Below are 19,227 nucleotides of genomic sequence, written 5' to 3' on the forward strand. Positions count from 1 at the left end.
TATGCAAAAACGTCTGACATTGCTCGGTTCCACGGGCTCGATTGGAGACAGCACGCTCGACGTCGTCGCGCGTCATCCCGAGCGTTTTTCGGTTTATGCGCTGAGCGCGCATCGCAACGGCGACAAGCTCGTCGAGCAATGCTTGCGCTTTCAGCCCGAAGTCGCGGTAGTCGGCGACGCCGACACGGCCGCGAGCGTCGCGGCGAAACTGCGCGCAGCGGGTTGCAAGACCGAGGTCACGTATGGGCCGCAGGCGCTCGTCGACGTGTCGAAGAGCGACGGCTGCGATACGGTGGTGGCGGCGATCGTCGGCGCGGCCGGCCTTGCGCCGAGTCTCGCCGCCGCGCGCGCCGGCAAACGCATCCTGCTCGCCAACAAGGAAGCGCTGGTCATGTCCGGCGCGATCTTCATGGACGCGGTGCGCGACAACGGCGCCGTGCTGCTGCCTGTCGACAGCGAACACAACGCGATTTTCCAATGCCTGCCGCGCGAAGCCGCGCTGCACGGCGGCGTCTCCAAGATCATCCTGACCGCGTCGGGCGGCCCGTTCCGCACGCGCGAACCGGCCACGCTCGTCGACGTCACGCCGGAAGAAGCCTGTAAGCATCCGAACTGGGTGATGGGCCGCAAGATTTCGGTCGACTCGGCCACGATGATGAACAAAGGCCTCGAAGTGATCGAGGCGCATTGGCTGTTCGGTCTGCCGGGCGAGCGCATCGAGGTGCTGATTCATCCGCAGAGCGTGATTCACTCAATGGTGTCGTACGCAGACGGCTCGGTGCTCGCGCAGCTCGGCAATCCCGACATGCGTACGCCGATCGCACATGCGCTGGCGTTTCCGGATCGCGTCGATTCGGGCGTGGCGCAACTCGATCTGCTGCAGGTCGCTTCGCTCTCGTTTGAAAAGCCGGATTACACGCGCTTTCCGTGTCTCGCACTGGCAGTGAAAGCGCTGGCCGAGGGTGGTGTGGCAAGCGCGGCACTGAACGCCGCGAACGAAATCGCGGTTGAAGCGTTCCTCGCGCGCCAGATCGGTTTCATGGCGATTGCCCAGGTGGTCGACGCGGTACTCAACGCGTTGCCGAACCGCAGCGCGCACGCGCTCGAAGACGTGATCGAAGCGGATGCCGCCGCGCGTCGCGCCGCTGCCGAATTCATCGCGCGTCTGCCCGACGGCGCTCGTCGCACGGAACGCGCCGTCCAGTGAGGCGCACATGAACCTGCTGATCGAACTGCTCGCCTTCGCGGTCGCGATTGGCGTACTCGTGGTCGTCCACGAATACGGGCATTACAGCGTGGCGCGCCTGTGCGGCGTCAAGGTGCTGCGTTTTTCGATCGGCTTCGGCAAGCCGCTGTTCCAGTGGGTGAGTCCGAAGACGGGCACCGAGTGGACCATTGCCGCGCTGCCGCTGGGCGGCTACGTGAAGATGCTCGACGAGCGCGAGACCGGCGCTGAGCCGATCCCCGCTGAAGCATTGCCGCATGCGTTCAACCGGCAGTCCGTGTGGCGTCGTTTTGCGATTGTCGCGGCCGGTCCGGTCGCGAACTTCCTGCTGGCCATCGTGTTGTTCGCGCTCGTCTTCGCCACCGGCGTGACGGAGCCGGCGGCGGTGGTCGCGGCGCCGGCGCCGAATACGCCCGCGGCCGTTGCCGGTTTCGACGGCGGCGAAACGATCGTGGCCGTGCGTGCCGAGAACGCCGGCGAGTCCGAGCCGGTGCGCTCCTGGTCGGACCTGCGCTGGAAGTTGTTGGGTGCGGCATTCGATCACAAGCGCGTCGTGCTGAGCGCGAAAGATGCGCACGGCACGTCGGATTTCCAGCTCGATCTGCGCGGCCTCAGCGAGAAGGACGTCGACGACGACTTCATGTCGCATCTCGGTTTCGAGCCGGGTGGTGGCAAGCTGACGGTCGCGGGTGTGCAGCCGGGTAGCGCGGCGCAAAAGGCCGGGCTGGTTGCGGGCGATCGTCTGCGTGCCGTCGACGGCATTCCGACCGACAACGCCACGGCCTTCATCGCTTATGTAAAATCGCACGCCGGCAAAGCGGTGACGCTGCAGGTCGAGCGTGGCGGCAAGGCGGCGGGCAAGCTCGAAGATGTGAGCATCGTGCCGCAGGCACAGCGTGATGAAACGACAGGTCAGCAGATCGGCCGCATCGGCGCGGAACTGGCCACGCAAGTGCCGTCGATCGACGTGCATTACGGTCCGATTGAAAGCCTGCAGTTGGGTGCGCGCCGCACGTGGGATCTCGCGGTGTACTCGGTGCGCATGTTCGGCAGGATGGTGGTCGGCGAAGCGTCGCTGAAAAATCTTTCCGGTCCGGTGACGATCGCCGATTACGCAGGAAAGAGCGCACGTCTAGGTCCTTCTGCATTCCTGTCGTTCCTGGCCCTTGTCAGTATTAGCCTTGGTGTACTGAACCTGTTACCAATTCCGGTATTGGACGGGGGTCATCTGTTATATTATTTGGTTGAAGCTGTGACCGGTAAAGTTGTCTCCGATCGCTGGCAACTCGTTTTTCAGAGGGCGGGTCTCGCCTGCATCGTCGCATTGTCGGCGATCGCGCTGTTCAACGATCTGGCTCGTTTAATCCATTTTTAAAGTGTTCGGCGGCGTTCACGATGGCGACCGCCCGACCTGATGCAGCTATACACACTGGGGAAGCACGTTGTTTAAACCTCATCGCTTTGTTCCAAAGACGGTTATAGCCGCGGCATTCGCCGCGCATGGGCTGGTTGCTCACGCAACGACGCCCTTCGTGGTGCAAGACATCCGGATCGAGGGATTGCAACGCGTCGAACCTGGTACCGTGTTCGCCTACCTGCCCATCAAGCAAGGCGACACCTTCAGCGACGACAAGGCATCGGAGGCCATTCGCGCCCTGTATGCCACGGGTTTCTTCAACGACGTCAAGATCGCGACCGAAGGCAACGTCGTCATCGTGCAGGTGCTGGAGCGTCCGGCCATCGGCACGATCGACTTCGCGGGCATTCATGAGTTCGACAAGGAAAACCTGACCAAGGCGCTGCGCGCCGTTGGCTTGTCGCAAGGCCGTTACTACGACAAGGCGCTCGTCGACAAGGCCGAGCAGGAACTGAAGCGTCAGTATCTGACGCGCGGCTACTACGCCGCTGAAGTCACCACCACGATCACGCCGATCGACCGCAACCGCGTGTCGGTGCTGTTCTCGGTGGCCGAAGGTCCGAGCGCGAAGATCCGCCAGATCAACTTCATCGGCAACAAGGCGTTCAGCACGGGCACGCTGCGCGACGAAATGCAGCTGTCCACGCCGAACTGGTTCTCGTGGTACACGAAGAACGACCTGTACGCGAAAGACAAGCTCACCGGCGACCTCGAAAACGTCCGCTCGTATTACCTGAATCGCGGCTATCTCGAGTTCAACATCGAGTCGACCCAGGTGTCGATCACGCCGGACAAGAAGGACATGTATCTGACGGTCACGCTGCACGAAGGCGAGCCGTACACGATTTCGAATATCAAGCTGGCGGGCAATCTGCTCGATCGCGAGCCGGAGCTGGCCAAGCTCATCAAGATCAAACCGGGCGACCGCTTCTCGGCTGAAAAGCTGCAAGCCACCACCAAGGCTATCGTCGACAAGCTGGGCGAGTACGGCTATGCGTTCGCCACCGTCAACGCGCAGCCGCAGATCGATCAGGCCAACCACAAGGTCGACCTGACGCTGCAGGTGGACCCGAGCCGTCGCGTCTACGTGCGCCGCATCAACGTGGTCGGCAACACGCGTACGCGTGACGAAGTGGTGCGCCGTGAAATGCGCCAGCTCGAAAGCTCGTGGTTCGATTCGAACCGCCTCGCGCTGTCGAAAGACCGGATCAACCGTCTCGGCTACTTCACGGATGTGGACGTGACCACGGTGCCTGTCGAAGGCACGCCGGACCAGGTCGATGTCGACGTCAAGGTGGCCGAAAAGCCGACCGGCGCGATCACGCTGGGTGCGGGCTTCTCGTCGACCGACAAGGTGGTGCTCTCGGCAGGCGTGTCGCAGGACAACGTGTTCGGTTCGGGTACGAGTCTCGCGGTGAACGTGAATACCGCGAAGACGTACCGTACGCTGACGGTCACGCAGGTCGACCCGTACTTCACGGTCGACGGCATCAAGCGCATTACCGACGTCTATTACCGTACGTACCAGCCGCTGTACTACTCGACGGATTCGAGCTTCAAGATCGTCACGGTCGGTGGCGACCTGAAGTTCGGTATTCCGTTCTCGGAAGTCGACACGGTGTACTTCGGCGCCGGCCTCGAGCAGAACCAGCTGGACGTCGACGCGAACACGCCGCAGAGCTACATCGACTACGTGAACGAATTCGGCCGTGTGTCGAACAACGTGCCGATCACCGTGGGCTGGTCGCGCGACGCGCGTGACAGCGCACTGGTGCCGAGCCGTGGTTACTTCACGCAGGCGAACGCCGAGTACGGCACGCCGATCGGCGGCACCCAGTACTACAAGGCCGACATCAACGCGCAGTACTATTACTCGTTTGCGCGAGGGTTCGTGCTGGGCTTCAACTTCCAGGGCGGTTACGGTAACGGCCTCGGCGGCAAGCCTTATCCGATTTTCAAGAACTACTATGCGGGCGGTATCGGCTCGGTGCGGGGCTACGAGCCGAGCTCGCTGGGTCCGCGCGACGCCAAGACGAACGACCCGATCGGCGGCTCGAAGCTGCTGGTGGGTAACATCGAGTTGACGTTCCCGCTGCCGGGCACGGGCTACGACCGCACGCTGCGCGTCTTCACGTTCCTCGACGCCGGTAACGTCTGGGGCACGGAAGGCAACAGCATCGGCGCCAACGGCCTGCGTTACGGCTACGGTGTCGGTCTCGCGTGGATCTCGCCGATCGGCCCGCTCAAGCTTAGCCTGGGCTTCCCGCTGGTCAAGCACGACGGCGACCAGTATCAGAAGTTCCAGTTCCAGATCGGGACGGCATTCTGATCGGGCTGCAGGCGGCCCGGCCAAACTACAGTATCGAGAGGATGACTTTGCTAACCGGTATGTTTTCGAAACGTGTGGCGTGCGCGCTGGCGCTAGCGATGACCTTGGGTGTCGGGGTAGCGCATGGGCAGGAGGCCAGGATCGCGGCGGTGAACTCCGACCGTATCCTGCGCGAATCCGCTGCCGCGAAGGCTGCCCAGGTCAAGCTCGAGGCCGAGTTCGCCAAGCGTGACAAGGACCTTGCCGACATGGCGCAGAAGCTGAAGTCGATGTCCGATTCACTCGACAAGAACGGCGCGTCCATGTCGCCCGCCGATCGCGCGCAGAAGCAGCGTGATCTGTCGCAACTGGACACGGACTTCCAGCGCAAGCAACGCGAGTTTCGTGAAGATCTGAACCAGCGCCGCAACGAAGAACTGGCGGCGGTGCTCGACCGCGCCAACAAGGTGATCAAGCAGATCGCCGAGGCGCAGCATTACGATCTGATCGTTCAGGAAGCGGTGTATGTGAGTCCACGCATCGACATCACCGATCAGGTGCTCAAGGCGCTGGCGGCGTCGGGTAACTGACCGTGGCCGCCGGACTGGATGGCCCGGCAGCAGATCCGACAACTCGGACCGAATACTAGGAGACAGGATAGGCATGGCATTTACGCTTGAGGACATCGTCCAACGGTTCGGCGGTGAAATAGTCGGAGACGGTTCGCAGCGCGTCGGCAGTCTCGCGCCGCTCGACCAGGCAGGCCCGGACCAGCTGGCGTTCCTCGCCAATCCGAAGTACCTGTCGCAGGTCGAAACGACCCGTGCGGGCGCGGTGTTGATCAACGCCGACGACCTCGCCAAGCTCGCTTCGCGCGAGAATCGTAACTTCATCGTCACGCCGAATCCGTACGCTTACTTCGCGCGTGTCGCGCAAACCTTCATCGACCTCGCAGCACCCAAGGCGGCGCCCGGCGTGCATCCGAGCGCGACCATCGACCCGTCGGCGCAGATCGCCGCGAGCGCGGTGATCGGCCCGCACGTCACGGTGGAAGCGGGTGCGGTGATCGGCGAGAACGTGCGGCTCGACGCCAATGTCGTGATCGGCCGTGGCACGCGCATCGGCGCGGGCTCGCATCTTTATCCCAATGTCGCGGTGTACCACGGTTGCAAGCTCGGCGAGCGCGTGATCGTGCACGCGGGCGCGGTAATCGGCTCGGACGGTTTCGGCTTCGCGCCGGATTTCGTCGGCGAGGGTGAGGCGCGTACCGGCAGCTGGGTGAAGATTCCGCAGGTGGGCGGCGTGTCGATCGCGGCCGACGTCGAAATCGGCGCGAACACCACCATCGACCGTGGCGCAATGGCCGACACGATCATCGAAGAGTGCGTGAAGATCGACAACCTCGTGCAGATCGGCCACAACTGCAAGGTCGGCGCTTATACGGTGATCGCCGGCTGCGCGGGCATCGCGGGCAGCACGACGATCGGGCGCCATTGCATGATCGGCGGCGCCGTCGGGATTGCCGGGCACGTCACGCTGGCCGACTATGTGATCGTCACGGCGAAGTCGGGCGTCTCGAAGTCGCTGTTGAAGCCTGGTATGTACACCAGTGCCTTCCCGGCCGTGAACCATGCAGACTGGAACAAGAGCGCGGCGTTGCTGCGCAATATCGACAAACTCCGCGATCGTATCAAGGCGCTTGAAAACGGCGCGGCTGAGAAGCAAGACAGCCCGGCGGCCAACGCGGCAAGCAAGGCCGCAGGCGATAAAGTCTGAAGCATCAAGGCAACTGGCTAAGCAAATCGCCGGGCAACCTGCCGGCTCCGCGTAAAATGGCGGGCAAGCATCAGGAAGCAAAGTCGGTTGCCGTGACCGGGTGGCGCGGCCGCCGGGTCACGGCGAGCGCCGGCAGCACGCGTTACCAACCCACCTGCACCAGCATCCGCAGTCATCACCGCGCAGTCAATGCGTGAGCAGAAACACCATGAGCACCGAAAAAATCAATCTCGACATTCATAAGATTCTCACGCTGCTGCCACATCGTTACCCGATCCTGCTGGTCGACCGGGTGCTCGAACTCGAGCCGCACAAGAGCATCAAAGCGTTGAAGAACGTGTCGATCAACGAACCGTATTTCCAGGGTCATTTCCCGACCCGTCCGGTGATGCCGGGCGTGTTGATTCTCGAAGCGCTCGCGCAAACGGCGGCCCTGCTGACGTTTTCGGAAGAGCCGAGCGACCCGTCGAACACGCTGTATCTGTTCGTCGGCATCGACAACGCGCGCTTCAAGCGCGTGGTGGAACCGGGCGATCAGCTGATCCTGAACTGCACGTTCGAGCGTCACATGCGCGGCATCTGGAAGTTCAAGGCGCGCGCCGAAGTGGATGGCGTGGTCGCGGCGGAAGCCGACCTGATGTGCGCGGTGCGGCACACGGACAAGGACGCTTAACGCGCTTGGCGCTTAAATCAGCGTCCGGGCGGCCGACGGCGTCATGTGCGTGCCGGCCTCCCGCCAGATGCCCATCCAGACAACGCAACAGAATCAGAAGCGAGGACGCATGAGCAGGATTCATCCCACTGCGATCATCGAACCGGGCGCACAACTCGACGAATCCGTCGAAGTCGGACCGTATGCCGTGATCGGCGCGCATGTGACGATCGGTGCGCGGACCACGGTCGGTTCGCACAGCGTGATCGAAGGTTACACCACGCTCGGCGAAGACAACCGGATCGGCCACTACGCATCGGTTGGCGGCCGTCCGCAGGACATGAAGTACAAGGACGAGCCGACCCGGCTCGTGATCGGCAACCGCAACACGATCCGCGAGTTCACCACGATCCACACCGGCACGGTGCAGGACGCGGGCGTCACCACACTCGGCGACGACAACTGGATCATGGCCTACGTGCATATCGGGCACGATTGCCACGTCGGCAACAACGTCATTCTGTCGAGCAACGCACAGATGGCCGGGCACGTCACGATCGGCGACCACGCGATCGTCGGCGGCATGTCGGGCGTGCATCAGTTCGTGCGCATCGGCGCGCATTCCATGCTGGGCGGCGCATCGGCGCTGGTGCAGGACATTCCGCCGTTCGTGATCGCCGCCGGCAACAAGGCCGAGCCACACGGCATCAACGTCGAAGGCCTGCGCCGCCGCGGTTTCTCGCCGGACGCGATCTCGGCGCTGCGCGCGGCGTATCGCGTGCTGTACAAGAACGGACTGTCGCTTGAAGACGCGAAGGTGCAGTTGCGCGAACTCGCGTCCGCGGGTGGCGATGGCGATGCGCCGGTGCAGACGCTGCTCGCGTTCGTCGAAGCGTCGCAACGCGGCATCATCCGCTAACCGATGGCATTGCAACCCAGTCCATTGCGCGTCGCGATGGTGGCCGGCGAGCCGTCCGGCGACCTGCTGGCGGCCTCGCTGCTCGACGGCCTCGCGAGCCGTCTGCCTGCCGGCACCCAGTACTATGGGATCGGCGGCCCACGCATGATCGCCACGGGCTTCGACGCCCACTTTCCGATGGAAAAGCTGTCGGTGCGCGGCTATGTCGAGGCACTAAAGCACATTCCCGGCATCCTCGGCATTCGCAACGAGCTGAAGCGGCAGTTGCTGGCCGAGCCGCCGTCGGTGTTCGTCGGCGTGGATGCGCCCGATTTCAACTTCGGGCTCGAGCATCCGCTCCGCGACGCGGGGATTCCGACCGTTCACTTCGTGTGCCCGTCCATCTGGGCGTGGCGCGGCGGCCGCATCAAGAAGATCGCCAAGGCGGTCGACCACATGCTGTGCGTATTCCCGTTCGAGACGGCGCTGCTGGAGAAGGCGGGCGTCGCGGCATCGTACGTGGGCCATCCGCTCGCCGACGAAATTCCGCTCGTACCGGACACGCTCGGCGCGCGCCGGACGCTGGGTCTCGCGGAAGACGGCCCGATCATCGCGGTGCTGCCGGGCAGCCGGCGCTCGGAGATCGACCTGATCGGCCCGACGTTCTTCGCCGCGATGGAAATGATGCAGCACCAGGAGCCGAGTCTGCAGTTCGTGATGCCGGCAGCCACGCCGGCTTTGCGCGAGATGCTGCGGCCGTTGGTCGATTCGCACCCCGGTCTCGCGCTGACGATCACCGACGGTCAGGCGCAGCTCGCCATGACCGCGGCGGACGCAATCCTCGTGAAGAGCGGCACCGTGACGCTCGAAGCGGCGCTGCTGAAAAAGCCGATGGTGATCTCGTACAAGGTGCCTTGGCTGACCGGCCAGATCATGCGCCGCCAGGGCTATCTGCCGTATGTCGGCCTGCCGAACATCCTGGCGGGACGCTTCGTGGTGCCGGAGATCCTGCAGCACTTCGCCACGCCGCAGGCGCTGGCGGAAGCCACGCTGAAACAGTTGCGCGACGAGACCAACCGGCGCACGCTGACGGAAATCTTCACGGAGATGCATCACGTGCTGAAGCAGAATACCGCGCAGCGCGCGGCGGAAGTCGTGGCGAGCGTCATCGAAAAGCGGAAGGCGCGGCCGTGACCACCGCACGCGCACCTCGCCGTAAAACCGTTGCGGGAGCGGCGGCGCAACAGGTCGGCCTGAACTTCGAGACGCCGGACGACATCGTCTGCGGCGTCGACGAAGCAGGGCGCGGACCGTTGGCTGGCCCGGTCGTGGCCGCGGCGGTGATTTTCGACCCGTCCAAGCCGATGATTCGCGGCCTCGACGACTCCAAAGTGTTGACCGCGAAAAAGCGCGACGAACTGTACGACAAGATCGTCGACCGGGCGCTGGCTTACTGCATCGCTTCGGCGACCGTCGAAGAAATCGATTCGCTGAATATCCTGCACGCCACCATGCTGGCCATGAAACGCGCCGTGGAAGGCCTGTCCGTCGTACCGACGCTCGTGAAAATCGACGGCAATCGCTGTCCGACGCTGAGCGTGCGCAGCGAAGCCGTGATCGGTGGCGACGCGCTCGTCAAAAGCATCTCGGCGGCGTCGATTCTGGCCAAGGTCACGCGTGACCGGATGCTGCTCGAATTGCATCAGACGTATCCCGTCTACGGCTTCAACGCGCATGCCGGTTACGGCACGCCGCAGCATCTCGCGGCGCTGCGCGAACATGGGCCTTGCGAGCATCATCGGCGCTCGTTCGCGCCGGTGCGTGAAGCGCATCTGCGCCTGGGCACGGGTGTGCCGCTGCCGGCGGGTGAAGTGATCGTCGTGTCCGAAGTGATATTCGACGACGACGCTTTTGGCGAACGCAACGCCTTCTGAACGTTACACGAGCGCTCCGTGAGCGCCGCGTGTCACCCACCCTTTCCTCATTCTCACTGTCTTCGCTGCCTGTGAAAGCCATCACCTCGCGGGACAATCCGCTCTACAAGCGCCTGAAGGCATTGGCCGGCTCGACGCATCAACAGCGCAAGAGCGGCCACGCGCTGCTCGAAGGATTTCATCTCGCGAGCGCGTATCTCGACGTCGCCGGGCAACCGGAAATGTGCATCGTCACTGACGGCGCGCTGCGCCACGATGAAGCGCAAGCGATCGTCTCGCGCATCGAGGATCATCGTCTCGTGACGCTGCCGGACGCGTTGTTCGGGCAGCTGTCGAATGTCGTGCATGGTGTGGGCATTCTGCTGCTGGTCGAGAAGCTCGATACGCCGCTGCCCGACAGGGTCGCGCAAACCTGCCTCGTGCTCGACGGCGTGCAGGACGCCGGCAACGTCGGCTCGATTCTGCGCAGCGCGGCCGCCGCAGGCATTCAGCAGGTGTTCTGCGCGCCGGGTACGGCGTACGCGTGGTCGTCGAAAGTCTTGCGTTCGGGCATGGGCGCGCACTTCCTGCTGCAGATTCACGAGGATGTGGAAGCGCAGGCGTTGATCGAGCGTCTCGCGGTGCCGATCGTGATCACGGATTCGCACGGCGCCGAGGCGATCTACGATTGCGATCTGAGCGGACCGCTCGCGTGGGTATTCGGCAACGAAGGGGCGGGCGTTTCGCAGATCTGGCGCGACGCGGTCTCGTTGCGGGTGACGATTCCCCAGCCGGGCGGCATGGAGTCGTTAAACGTGGCGGCCGCGGCGGCCGTGTGCATGTTCGAACAGTGCCGCCAGCAGCGCGGGCGCAGTTGACGTGAAAGACACGCGCGTTGCCGCGCGTGTCTCTGCTTTAGGCCGCCGGGCTCACCTCAAGCCTCACGCGCGAGCTCAATAAGAAGGCCGGTCCAGCTTGATTTCCTGCAGGATCGTCGTCGCGATCTCTTCGATCGACTTGTGCGTCGACGACAACCACTTGATCCCTTCACGCCGCATCATCGCTTCGGCTTCGTTGATCTCATAACGGCAATTCTCCGGCGCGGCGTACTTGCTGCCGGGCCGCCGCTCGTTGCGAATCTCCGAAAGCCGCTGCGGATCGATCGACAAACCAAACATCTTCTGCCGATGCGCCAGTAGCGGCGTAGGCAATTTGCCGCGCTCGAAATCTTCCGGAATCAGCGGATAGTTGGCCGCTTTCACGCCATACTGCATGGCCAGATAGAGGCTCGTCGGCGTCTTGCCGCTGCGCGACACGCCGACCAGAATCACATCGGCGTCGGCCAGATTGCGGTTCGATTGACCGTCGTCGTGGGCAAGCGAGAAGTTGATCGCCTCGATCCGGTTCTTGTACTCCTCCGTGTCCGCGTTCTGGTGGCCGCGGCCCATCGCGTGGCTCGACTTCAGTTCCAGTTCCTGTTCGAGCGGCTCGACGAAGGTCTGAAACATGTCCAGCACGAGTGCATTCGAGCCTTTGACGATCTGATTCGACGCGCTGTCCACCAGCGTCGTGAAGACGATCGGACGGCGGCCGTCCTGCACGATCGCTTCGTTGATCTTTTCTAGCGTGGCGTAGGCCTTTTCCGTCGAGTCGACGAAGGGCACGCGAACCAGGCGGAATTTCTGGTCGAACTGGGAGAGGATCGAATGCGCGAAGGTTTCGGCAGTGATCCCGGTACCGTCGGAGACGATGAATACGGTGGGCGGCATCAGTGGGGCTGGGAACGTGAGCGGAAAAAAGCGCTCGAAAGAAACATCGCTATGTCGACGACGCTGCCCGGTGGCTAACCGGAGACTGCAGCGGCGCTCGACCAGCGCGCCGTGGGCACCGCAACTGCGCCCGGACGGCGGCGGGGCCTCGCAAAAGCCCGCTGGCCGGTCCGGGGCGCGATTCGAGGCGCAATTCTCGTCCGACTGTCACATTTTCAAAGTCGGCACGGTAGAATAGCGGCAACCTGTTGGATAAGCAATTGCAGGCGATCGGCGTCTAACTCACCGTGAACGGTCGGTCAACGCCGCGCTTTTGGCCAGTAACTTGTGGCGAACGTGGTGGATTGATCGGTAAATTCGTCCATTCGCCTTCTTCGTCGCGCATCCGGCGCTTCGGGCAATTTGCAGCGATTGCTTCTCCAACAGGTTGTGCAAGACGCGAGGTCACGCTTCCAATGGGCGTCTCGCGTTCGAGCCCACTTGCACAGCCGTGAATTTCTTTCACACTTAGGGGCTTGTATGACTAACGCAGTTACCGTCGCAAAGGATAAGGCGTATGTAGTTCCGTTTGAGCAGTTGCGGATGACCGACGTGGAAATCGTCGGTGGCAAGAACGCGTCGCTTGGCGAGATGATCAGTCAGCTCGCCGAAGCCGGCGTGCGCGTGCCGACCGGTTTCGCCACCACGGCGCTGGCTTTCCGTGACTTCCTGCATCACAACGACCTGACCGAACGCATCGCCAAACGTCTCGAGACGCTCGACGTCGACGACGTGAAGTCGCTCGCCGAAGCGGGCAAGGAGATCCGTCAATGGATCGTCGAGGCGCCGTTCCAGTCGCAACTCGAGGCGGATATCCGCGCGGGCTTCGACACCCTGCAAAACAGCTCGCCTGAAGAACTGTCGTTCGCCGTGCGTTCGTCGGCAACGGCGGAAGACTTGCCCGACGCATCGTTCGCGGGTCAGCAGGAAAGCTACCTCAACGTGGTCGGCGTCGAAGACGTGCTCGATCGCATGAAGCACGTGTTCGCGTCGCTGTACAACGACCGCGCTATCTCCTATCGCGTCCACAAGGGCTTCACTCACGCTGAAGTCGCGTTGTCGGCGGGCGTGCAGCGCATGGTGCGCTCGGACGTCGGCGCGGCCGGCGTGATGTTCACGCTGGACACGGAATCGGGCTTCAAGGACGCCGTCTTCATCACGTCGAGCTATGGCCTCGGCGAAACCGTGGTGCAAGGTGCGGTGAATCCGGACGAGTTCTACGTCTACAAGACCACGCTCGCGCAAGGCAAGTACCCGATCATCCGCCGCTCGATCGGCTCGAAGCTGATCAAGATGGAATTCACCAAGGCGGGCGAAGAAGGCCGCGTGAAGACCGTCGACGTTGCGCACGAGCAGCGCAACCGCTTCTCGATCACCGACGAAGACGTGATCGAGCTGGCCAAATACGCCGTCATCATCGAAAAGCACTACGAGCGTCCGATGGACATCGAGTGGGGCAAGGACGGCCGCGACGGCAAGATCTTCATTCTGCAGGCGCGTCCGGAAACGGTGAAGAGCCAGGCGGCGGGCAAGGCCGAGCAGCGTTTCAAGCTGAAGGGTCAATCGAACGTGCTGGCCACCGGCCGCGCAATCGGTCAGAAGATCGGCGCGGGTCCGGTGCGCGTGATTCACGATCCGTCGGAAATGGACCGTGTGCAGCCGGGCGACGTGCTGGTCGCCGACATGACCGACCCGAACTGGGAACCGGTCATGAAGCGCGCCTCGGCGATCGTCACGAACCGCGGCGGGCGTACCTGCCACGCGGCGATCATCGCGCGTGAACTGGGCGTGCCGGCAGTGGTCGGCTGCGGCGACGCGACCGACGTGCTGAAGGAAGGCGCGCTGGTCACGGTGTCGTGCGCGGAAGGCGACGAAGGCAAGATCTACGACGGCCTGCTCGAAACCGAAATCACCGAAGTGCAGCGCGGCGAACTGCCGCCGATTTCGGTGAAGATCATGATGAACGTCGGCAACCCGCAACTGGCCTTCGACTTCTCGCAACTGCCGAACGCAGGCGTGGGTCTGGCGCGGCTCGAGTTCATCATCAACAACAACATCGGCGTTCACCCGAAGGCGATTCTCGAGTACCCGAACATCGATCAGGACCTGAAGAAGGCCGTGGAAAGCGTCGCACGTGGTCACGCATCGCCGCGCGCGTTCTACGTCGACAAGCTGACCGAAGGTATCGCCACGATCGCGGCGGCGTTCTATCCGAAGCCGGTGATCGTGCGTCTGTCGGACTTCAAGTCGAACGAGTACAAGAAGCTGATCGGCGGTTCGCGCTACGAGCCGGACGAAGAAAACCCCATGCTGGGTTTCCGTGGCGCGTCGCGCTACATCGCCGACGACTTCGCCGAAGCGTTTCAGATGGAATGCATCGCGCTGAAGAAGGTGCGTGAAGAGATGGGCCTCGACAACGTCGAGATCATGGTGCCGTTCGTGCGCACACTGAAGCAGGCGGAGCGCGTGGTCGGGCTGCTGGCGAAGTACGGCCTGAAGCGCGGCGAGAATGGCCTGCGCCTGATCATGATGTGCGAAGTGCCGTCGAACGCGATTCTGGCCGAGGAATTCCTGCAATTCTTCGACGGTTTCTCGATCGGCTCGAACGACCTGACGCAGCTCACGCTCGGCCTCGACCGCGACTCCGGCATGGAACTGCTGGCGGTGGATTTCGACGAACGCGATCCGGCGGTCAAGTTCCTGTTGAAGCGGGCGATCGACACGTGTCTGCGACTGGACAAGTACGTCGGTATCTGCGGCCAGGGCCCGTCGGATCATCCGGACTTTGCGCAATGGCTGACCGATGAAGGCATCAAGTCGATCTCGCTGAACCCGGATACGATCATCGAGACGTGGCAGCAACTGGCGAAGTCGGCGGCGAAGTAAAGCGAACGGCATGCCGCGTCTTAAGCGGCATGCATAACGGGCGATGCGGCATGTCAAGCGCGCGTCGAATGCACGTGAAACCGTGCTGCATCGCCCGTTGAAATGCGCTCGCTTCGTGCTATAAACACCCCGGTAGATCCGGGGTGTTTTGCTTTGTGGAGGTCGACGTGGCGCCAGGTGGATTGTTCTGGTGGATCGGGGCGGGTGTGCTGGTCGTGCTGGAGTTGCTCAGCGGCACCTTCTATCTGCTGATGATCGCGTTGGGCTGCGTGGCGGCGGCCATTGCGCACCTCGCGGGCGCCGCAGCCGACGTGCAGTTCGCGGTCGCGGCCGTGGTGGCGCTGGCGGCGGTCCTGCTGCTCAGGCGTTCGCGGTTTGGCCGCAGAACGCGCAAGGAGGCGTCGCGCAACCCGGACGTCAATCTCGACATTGGTCAAACGCTCATCGTGCCGGCGTGGCACGAGCGCCGGGCGCGCGCCAACTATCGCGGCGCGGCATGGGATATCGAACTGGCCGCGGGCGAACCGGAAGACGCGCCGCTCTATGAAATCACGGAATTGCGCGGCAGCTGCCTCGTCGTGGTGGCGGCTCGTCATTCAAACACTCGAGCCACCACGGCCTGAGCGTTCGGGCGTCACATCCGTATCACACACAACTATTCGAACTACGGACCGGAGGGTAGTAATGGATTCGACCATCGTCGGGGCGGTGCTTCTGATCATCGTGATCGTATTGGCGGCGCAGATCATCAAGATCGTGCCGCAGCAGCATGCGTGGGTGCTGGAGCGGCTCGGGCGCTATCACCGTACGCTGACACCGGGCTTGAGCTTCGCGTTTCCGTTCGTCGACCGGATCGCTTATAAGCACATCCTCAAGGAAATTCCGCTCGAGGTGCCGAGTCAGGTCTGTATCACGCGCGACAACACGCAATTGCAGGTGGACGGCGTGCTGTACTTTCAGGTCACCGATCCCATGAAGGCGTCGTACGGGTCGAGCAACTTCGTGTTCGCGATCACGCAGTTGTCGCAAACCACGCTGCGCTCGGTGATCGGCAAGCTCGAACTCGACAAGACTTTCGAGGAGCGCGACTTCATTAACCACAGCATCGTGTCGTCGCTCGATCAAGCTGCGACGAACTGGGGTGTGAAGGTGCTGCGCTACGAGATCAAGGATCTGACGCCGCCCAAGGAAATCCTCCACGCCATGCAGGCGCAGATTACCGCTGAGCGGGAAAAGCGCGCGCTGATTGCCGCGTCGGAAGGGCGCAAGCAGGAGCAGATCAATATCGCGTCCGGCGGCCGAGAGGCGGCGATTCAGAAGTCCGAGGGCGAGCGGCAGGCGGCGATCAATCAGGCGCAAGGTCAGGCGTCGGCGATTCTGGCCGTGGCTGAGGCCAACTCGCAGGCGATTCAGAAGATCGCGGCGGCGATTCAGTCGAACGGCGGGATGGAAGCGGTGAACCTCAAGGTGGCCGAACAATACGTGAACGCGTTCGGCAATCTGGCGAAGCAGGGCACCACGCTGATCGTGCCGGGCAACCTCGCGGACATGAGTTCGATGATCGCTTCGGCGCTGACTATCGTGAACAAAGGGAAGGGCGCGACCGAGGTGCGGTGAAAGCGCTGAGTGCTGCGACGGCGCTGAATGCGCCGGCTGTCCTGACTGGCCTGAATCCGCTGAACGCGCCGGTTGCGCCGACTGCGCTTTTGCCTGCTGAAAAAAGAAATGGCCCGCGGACAGTGCGGGCCATTTTCATTTGAGCGCTTGCGGGGGTCTGGTTGCGCGCCGCTTGCTGGCCGCTTGCGGCGCGTCAGCGGCAACCGAAGCGCGGCATATCCGCACACCGGCCATCGCCAAATCAGACGAATCCGCCGATCAACTCGGCGAGCGCATCAAACGCGCCTTCTCACGTTCCCAATCGCGCTTCTTCTCGGTCTCGCGCTTGTCGTGCTGCTTCTTACCCTTGGCAAGACCGATCTCGCATTTGACGCGGCCGCCCTTGTAGTGGAAGTTCAGCGGCACGAGCGTATAGCCGCGCTGCTCGACCTTGCCGATCAGTTTGCTGATCTCTTCGCTATGCAACAGCAGCTTGCGCGTGCGCACCGGGTCGGGATTGATATGGGTCGAGGCTTCGGGCAGCGGGCTGATGTGCGTGCCGATCAGGAACAGTTCGTTATTCTTGATAACGACGTAACCTTCCTTGATCTGGCCGCGCCCGGCGCGCAGCGCCTTGACCTCCCATCCTTCGAGCACGAGCCCTGCTTCATAGCGTTCTTCGACCGAGTAGTCGTAGAAGGCTTTTCTGTTGTCGATGATGCTCATGAATGGAAAGTGCCCAACTCGTTTAAAATCACGATTTTAGCAAAGCGGGGCAAGGAAAGCCCGCTGCGCTCGTCCACCCTTGCCACGCGCTGTTCAATTTATGGCAGATGTCCAGAAAACCGTGTTGATCCGCCATTCGGCGGAACAGATGTTCGACCTCGTCACCGACGTCGCCGATTACCCCAACTTCCTGCCTTGGTGCGGGGGAGTCGAAATCCGCCGCCGGGACGAAACCGGCATGGAGGCGAAGATCGATATCAACTTCAAGGGCATCAAGCAGCACTTCGCCACGCGTAACAGCATGGAGCGGCCCACGCGCATCGATATGGAGTTCGCGGACGGCCCGTTTCGCAAGTTCACCGGCTTCTGGCGTTTTACGCCATTGCGCGCCGACGCCTGCAAGATCGAATTCGCGCTGCACTACGAATTCACCAACATCATCCTCGAGAAGATCATTGGGCCGGTGTTCAATCACATCGCCAATACCTTCGTCGAGTCGTTCGTGAAGCGTGCTGACCAGCGCTACGGTAAGGCATGAGCGCGCGCTTGTCGATTGAAGTCTGCTACGCGTCGGCCGGCGAGCAGGCGTTGATTGCCGTGGAGCTGCCCGAAGGCGCCACGCTGCAGCAGGCGCTGGACGCGAGCGGCATCTTGCGGCGGTTCCCGCAGATCGATCTGGACACACAGAAAGTGGGCGTGTTCGGCAAGCTCAAGCCGCTCGACGCGGTGCTGGCCGACCATGATCGGGTGGAGATTTACCGGCCGCTGCTGGTCGATCCCAAGGTGTCGCGTCAGCGGCGCGTCGAGAAAACCCGCAAGGCGGGTTCGATAGAAGGGCGTCGCTGGCAGAATAAGGATTCGCGGTAGGCGGATTTGGCCCCGCCTCAAGGCGCCGACACCTGCGCTTTGTCCTTGATCCGCGCAACTCCGGACGTATCGTCGTCCGCATGCTGGCGCACCGACCAGCACACCCCGGCCACCAGCAGCAGAATCGCCGCCAGTTCCAGCGGGCGCGGCAGTCGCTGGTCATAAATGAACGCGTAAAGCAGCGCGAAAAGCGTCTCGAACACGATCATCTGGCCGGAGAGCGTCAGCGGCAGCCGTTTCGATGCGGCATTCCACAGCCCGTTGCCGAGCCACGATGCGCCGATCGCGAGCCCAAGATTGAGCATCCAGAAGGTGTGCCAGCGCCCGTCGGCCAGCTCGCCCTGCGGGCCGCCCGCCGGCAGCACGGCGATCACGAGCCACAGCGCCGCGCCGAGCGCGCCCGTCACGACGCCCCACAGAACCGACCACTCATTGCCGCTGAAATGCGTCTGACGCTGCAGATAGCGGGCGTTTTCGACGGCGAACCACGTCCAGCATCCCAACGCACCGACCGCGCAGGCCAGTCCGATCAGCTTGGTGACGACGCTGACCGGCGTGCTGTCCGCCACTGTAAACACATCGACGTTGATGCAGACGATGCCCGCCATCACCATCGTCAGCGGCCAGGCGAGGCGGGCGAGGGGCACCGCGCCGTGATCGCGCCGGCCCAGCAGCGTCACCGTGACGGGCAGCACGCCGACGATCAGCGACGCCGGCGCGATGCCGATCAGGTGCACGGCCGCCGTCAACAGGAGGTAATAGAGGAGGTTGCCGGCCAAAGCCAGTTTCACCAGCGCGCCGAGATCCTCGCGGGTCAGGCGTTTGACGAGCGAGCGCCCCATCGGCAGCGCGGCCGCCAGCGAGACGATGCCGTACATCGTATAGCGGCCGGCGCTCAGAAGCAGCGGCGAAAAGTCCGGCAGCACGCGCGGCACCAGAAAAACCATGCCCCATAAGGCCCCGGCCATTACTCCATATGCCACACCGCGCTGCATCGACTGCCCCTGCAAAATTACTGGAATGGTCGGCAGAATAGCCGGTTGGCGGGCCGGGCGTCTTGTTCGATTCTGCATTCCGGTGGATTTTGTGTGGTTTGAGCACGCGTTTTCATAGCCGCGCGGGCTCGGCCTGCGCTAACCGCGCGCCGACGCGAAC

18 protein-coding genes are annotated in these 19,227 nt (G+C 62.9%); 15 read left to right on the forward strand and 3 right to left on the reverse strand.

The window, feature by feature from the left end:
* Position 1 precedes the first annotated feature (1 nt).
* The 10 genes from PQR42_RS12375 to PQR42_RS12420 all read left to right on the forward strand — a co-directional run bounded on the left by PQR42_RS12375 (position 2) and on the right by PQR42_RS12420 (position 11,067).
* Positions 2-1,207, forward strand: a complete 1,206-nt coding sequence (locus tag PQR42_RS12375) for a 1-deoxy-D-xylulose-5-phosphate reductoisomerase (protein WP_408384572.1) — start codon at positions 2-4, stop codon at positions 1,205-1,207.
* 7 nt (positions 1,208-1,214) lie between these two features.
* The gene (rseP, locus tag PQR42_RS12380; protein WP_408203918.1) at positions 1,215-2,600 is read left to right on the forward strand and encodes an RIP metalloprotease RseP; all 1,386 of its coding nucleotides are present in this window, start codon (positions 1,215-1,217) and stop codon (positions 2,598-2,600) included.
* A gap of 67 nt (positions 2,601-2,667) precedes the next feature.
* On the forward strand, positions 2,668-4,971 hold the full coding sequence (gene bamA, locus PQR42_RS12385; RefSeq protein ID WP_408203920.1) for an outer membrane protein assembly factor BamA: 2,304 nt from the start codon (positions 2,668-2,670) through the stop codon (positions 4,969-4,971).
* 47 nt (positions 4,972-5,018) lie between these two features.
* Positions 5,019-5,540 (forward strand): OmpH/Skp family outer membrane protein, encoded by a 522-nt coding sequence (locus PQR42_RS12390; RefSeq protein WP_181916899.1) that lies wholly within the window; start codon positions 5,019-5,021, stop codon positions 5,538-5,540.
* A gap of 73 nt (positions 5,541-5,613) precedes the next feature.
* On the forward strand, positions 5,614-6,726 hold the full coding sequence (lpxD, locus tag PQR42_RS12395; RefSeq protein ID WP_408384570.1) for a UDP-3-O-(3-hydroxymyristoyl)glucosamine N-acyltransferase: 1,113 nt from the start codon (positions 5,614-5,616) through the stop codon (positions 6,724-6,726).
* 208 nt (positions 6,727-6,934) lie between these two features.
* A complete protein-coding gene (fabZ, locus tag PQR42_RS12400; RefSeq protein WP_006048683.1) occupies positions 6,935-7,399 on the forward strand; it encodes a 3-hydroxyacyl-ACP dehydratase FabZ in 465 nt (154 codons plus the stop codon).
* A 109-nt stretch (positions 7,400-7,508) separates the two neighbouring features.
* Entirely contained in the window at positions 7,509-8,297 is a 789-nt protein-coding gene (gene lpxA, locus PQR42_RS12405; protein ID WP_408203924.1) for an acyl-ACP--UDP-N-acetylglucosamine O-acyltransferase, read from the forward strand.
* A 3-nt stretch (positions 8,298-8,300) separates the two neighbouring features.
* Complete coding sequence (lpxB, locus tag PQR42_RS12410; RefSeq protein WP_408384568.1) at positions 8,301-9,470, forward strand: lipid-A-disaccharide synthase; 1,170 nt, start codon at positions 8,301-8,303, stop codon at positions 9,468-9,470.
* Positions 9,467-10,210: a ribonuclease HII gene (gene rnhB, locus PQR42_RS12415; RefSeq protein ID WP_408384566.1), complete on the forward strand. Its 744-nt coding sequence runs from the start codon at positions 9,467-9,469 to the stop codon at positions 10,208-10,210. Before lpxB ends, rnhB begins: the two co-directional genes overlap by 4 nt.
* Before the next feature lie 71 nt (positions 10,211-10,281).
* Positions 10,282-11,067, forward strand: coding sequence for a TrmH family RNA methyltransferase (locus PQR42_RS12420; protein ID WP_408384633.1), 786 nt, complete (start codon positions 10,282-10,284; stop codon positions 11,065-11,067).
* A gap of 75 nt (positions 11,068-11,142) precedes the next feature.
* Here the strand turns inward: PQR42_RS12420 and ppsR are convergent, their stop codons facing one another.
* Positions 11,143-11,958 carry a posphoenolpyruvate synthetase regulatory kinase/phosphorylase PpsR gene (gene ppsR, locus PQR42_RS12425; protein WP_012433432.1) on the reverse strand — a complete coding sequence of 272 codons (816 nt, stop codon included), beginning with the start codon at positions 11,956-11,958 and terminating at the stop codon, positions 11,143-11,145.
* A gap of 519 nt (positions 11,959-12,477) precedes the next feature.
* Here ppsR and ppsA point away from each other — a divergent pair.
* From ppsA to PQR42_RS12440, 3 genes are all read left to right on the forward strand, one after another.
* On the forward strand, positions 12,478-14,883 hold the full coding sequence (ppsA, locus tag PQR42_RS12430; RefSeq protein WP_408384564.1) for a phosphoenolpyruvate synthase: 2,406 nt from the start codon (positions 12,478-12,480) through the stop codon (positions 14,881-14,883).
* Positions 14,884-15,050: 167 nt separating this feature from the next.
* Positions 15,051-15,506: an NfeD family protein gene (locus tag PQR42_RS12435; protein ID WP_408203932.1), complete on the forward strand. Its 456-nt coding sequence runs from the start codon at positions 15,051-15,053 to the stop codon at positions 15,504-15,506.
* A 61-nt stretch (positions 15,507-15,567) separates the two neighbouring features.
* Positions 15,568-16,500: an SPFH domain-containing protein gene (locus tag PQR42_RS12440; protein ID WP_168794362.1), complete on the forward strand. Its 933-nt coding sequence runs from the start codon at positions 15,568-15,570 to the stop codon at positions 16,498-16,500.
* 258 nt (positions 16,501-16,758) lie between these two features.
* On the opposite strand, the gene smpB is transcribed toward PQR42_RS12440, so the two are convergent.
* Positions 16,759-17,205 carry an SsrA-binding protein SmpB gene (gene smpB, locus PQR42_RS12445; RefSeq protein ID WP_042323149.1) on the reverse strand — a complete coding sequence of 149 codons (447 nt, stop codon included), beginning with the start codon at positions 17,203-17,205 and terminating at the stop codon, positions 16,759-16,761.
* A gap of 100 nt (positions 17,206-17,305) precedes the next feature.
* Here smpB and PQR42_RS12450 point away from each other — a divergent pair, with 100 nt between their 5' ends.
* Positions 17,306-17,743 (forward strand): type II toxin-antitoxin system RatA family toxin, encoded by a 438-nt coding sequence (locus PQR42_RS12450; RefSeq protein WP_012433427.1) that lies wholly within the window; start codon positions 17,306-17,308, stop codon positions 17,741-17,743.
* A complete protein-coding gene (locus tag PQR42_RS12455) occupies positions 17,740-18,072 on the forward strand; it encodes an RnfH family protein (RefSeq protein ID WP_408203935.1) in 333 nt (110 codons plus the stop codon). The genes PQR42_RS12450 and PQR42_RS12455 overlap by 4 nt, the downstream gene beginning before the upstream one ends.
* Positions 18,073-18,089: 17 nt before the next feature.
* Here the strand turns inward: PQR42_RS12455 and PQR42_RS12460 are convergent, their stop codons facing one another.
* A complete protein-coding gene (locus PQR42_RS12460; protein WP_408384562.1) occupies positions 18,090-19,067 on the reverse strand; it encodes a DMT family transporter in 978 nt (325 codons plus the stop codon).
* Positions 19,068-19,227 lie beyond the last annotated feature (160 nt).

The sequence above is a fragment of the Paraburkholderia sediminicola genome, from assembly GCF_046027355.1.
GTDB lineage: Bacteria > Pseudomonadota > Gammaproteobacteria > Burkholderiales > Burkholderiaceae > Paraburkholderia > Paraburkholderia sediminicola_B.

Excerpts from the sequence above, each read along its gene's own strand:
- PQR42_RS12375 (WP_408384572.1), top strand. The coding sequence starts at position 2 with ATGCAAAAACGTCTGACATTGCTCGGTTCCACGGGCTCGATTGGAGAC.
- rseP (WP_408203918.1), top strand. The coding sequence starts at position 1,215 with ATGAACCTGCTGATCGAACTGCTCGCCTTCGCGGTCGCGATTGGCGTA.
- lpxD (WP_408384570.1), top strand. The coding sequence starts at position 5,614 with ATGGCATTTACGCTTGAGGACATCGTCCAACGGTTCGGCGGTGAAATA.
- fabZ (WP_006048683.1), top strand. The coding sequence starts at position 6,935 with ATGAGCACCGAAAAAATCAATCTCGACATTCATAAGATTCTCACGCTG.
- lpxA (WP_408203924.1), top strand. The coding sequence starts at position 7,509 with ATGAGCAGGATTCATCCCACTGCGATCATCGAACCGGGCGCACAACTC.
- lpxB (WP_408384568.1), top strand. The coding sequence starts at position 8,301 with ATGGCATTGCAACCCAGTCCATTGCGCGTCGCGATGGTGGCCGGCGAG.
- ppsR (WP_012433432.1), bottom strand. The coding sequence starts at position 11,958 with ATGCCGCCCACCGTATTCATCGTCTCCGACGGTACCGGGATCACTGCC.
- ppsA (WP_408384564.1), top strand. The coding sequence starts at position 12,478 with ATGACTAACGCAGTTACCGTCGCAAAGGATAAGGCGTATGTAGTTCCG.
- PQR42_RS12440 (WP_168794362.1), top strand. The coding sequence starts at position 15,568 with ATGGATTCGACCATCGTCGGGGCGGTGCTTCTGATCATCGTGATCGTA.
- smpB (WP_042323149.1), bottom strand. The coding sequence starts at position 17,205 with ATGAGCATCATCGACAACAGAAAAGCCTTCTACGACTACTCGGTCGAA.
- PQR42_RS12450 (WP_012433427.1), top strand. The coding sequence starts at position 17,306 with ATGGCAGATGTCCAGAAAACCGTGTTGATCCGCCATTCGGCGGAACAG.
- PQR42_RS12455 (WP_408203935.1), top strand. The coding sequence starts at position 17,740 with ATGAGCGCGCGCTTGTCGATTGAAGTCTGCTACGCGTCGGCCGGCGAG.
- PQR42_RS12460 (WP_408384562.1), bottom strand. The coding sequence starts at position 19,067 with ATGCAGCGCGGTGTGGCATATGGAGTAATGGCCGGGGCCTTATGGGGC.